The organism is Ornithinibacter sp. (assembly GCF_035443565.1).
Classification (GTDB): Bacteria; Actinomycetota; Actinomycetes; order Actinomycetales; family Dermatophilaceae; genus Fodinibacter.
This window is the reverse complement of sequence record NZ_DAORSO010000323.1, coordinates 1-1,619: the sequence shown is the minus strand read 5'-3', so window position 1 is coordinate 1,619 and position 1,619 is coordinate 1. Positions and strand designations below refer to the sequence as shown.

Genomic DNA, 1,619 nt, shown 5'->3' with positions numbered 1-1,619 from the left:
CCGACGTAGCGAGCACTGCCACCTTCGACGGGGTAGGTCATCGCGTCGATGACGTCGGACATGAGGTCCTTGTCGAAGACCTTCTTGGTGACCGGCTTCGCCGTGATCGGCTCGACGCCCTCGTCGGCGAAGCGGATCTCCTTCACGATGTAGGGGTTGGCCCGCACCCCCTCCGCGGCGATGGTCGCGTAGGCGTTGGCCATGTCGAGCACGGTGACGTAGTCGGTGCCGAGCACGTTGCCGACGTTCGGCTGCAGCGTGCTGCGCACGCCGGCATCCGACGCGGCCTTCATCGAGTTCTTCCCGCCGACCTCGATGTTCAGCTCGGCGTAGATGGTGTTGACCGACTGGCCGGTCGCGCGCCGAAGGTCCATCCGACCGAAGGACTCGCCCCCGAAGTTCTTCACGCGCCCGCGGCGCCCGGCCTCGGTGTCGGCGCCGGGGTCTGCGAACTCCTTGAAGTAGCGGGGGCTGGCGCCGTTCAACGAGGAGCGCAGACTGAAGTCACCGGACTCCAGGGCGGCGATGAGGGTGAAGACCTTGAACGTCGACCCGGCCTGCATCTTGTCCTGGGTGGCGGCGTTCTGCGGGCGCTTGGCGTAGTCGGCGCCGCCGTACAGCGCGACGATCGCCCCGTCCCCGGGCGTGATCGAGGCCATGCCGATGCCGATGTCCTTCTCGGAGGGGCGCTCCTCCTTGATGGCCTTCTCCATGTCGACCTGCTTGGGCCGCTCGATGGTGGACACCACCCGCAACCCGCCCCGGTCGATGTCGGTCTCGTTCAGCTTGTGCGTGGCGATGAGCTCCCTCTTGACCATCTCCACCAGGTACCCGGAGGTGCCGCGCAGCGTGCGGGGCTTGTAGTCGACGAAGGTGTCCGGGAAGGTCGCCTCGGCACGCTCGCTCGCGGAGAGCCAACCGTTCTCGACCATGGCGTCGAGGATGTAGCCCGAGCGCTCCTTGGCGTTGGCCGCCTGCTGCTCACCCAGAGCCGGGTCGTAGAGGGAGGGGCCACGGATCGCGGACGCGAGGAAGGCGCTCTCGGCCACGGTCAGCTTGGACACGTCCTTGTTGAAGTACGCCGCCGCCGCGGTCTGGATGCCGTAGGCGCCGCGACCGTAGTAGATGGTGTTGAGGTAGTTCTCGAGGATCTCGTCCTTGGTCTGCTGGCGGTCGATCTTCACGGCGAGGAGGATCTCGCGAGCCTTGCGTTCCAGGGTGCGGTCCGAGGTGAGGAAGTAGTTCTTCACGTACTGCTGGGTGATGGTGGAACCACCCTGCGTCGCGGCGCCGCCCTTGACGGCGACCCACACGGCGCGGGCGATGCCCGTCGGGGAGATGCCGTTGTTCTGGTAGAACGACTGGTCCTCACCCGCGAGGATCGCCTTCTGCATGTGATCGGGGATCTGGGACAGCGGCACCGACACGCGGTTGCCCTCGCTGTCGGACAGGCGCCCCAGCTCCGTCTTGCCGTCGGCGTAGTAGACGATGGACGTCTGGGCCGTGGCGATCTCGTTCGGCTCGGGGATGTCGGTGCGCGCGTAGGCGATCCCCACGGCGGTGACGCCGAGGATCGCGAGGGCGAGCACGGTCCACAGGCCGCGACGCAGCCAGGTGCG

At 67.3% G+C, this 1,619-nt stretch carries 1 protein-coding gene; it reads right to left on the bottom strand.

Annotated elements, in window-relative coordinates:
* A partial coding sequence (locus tag PLL68_RS14900; RefSeq protein WP_324535432.1) for a transglycosylase domain-containing protein occupies positions 1 to 1,619 on the bottom strand: 1,619 nt, incomplete at both ends.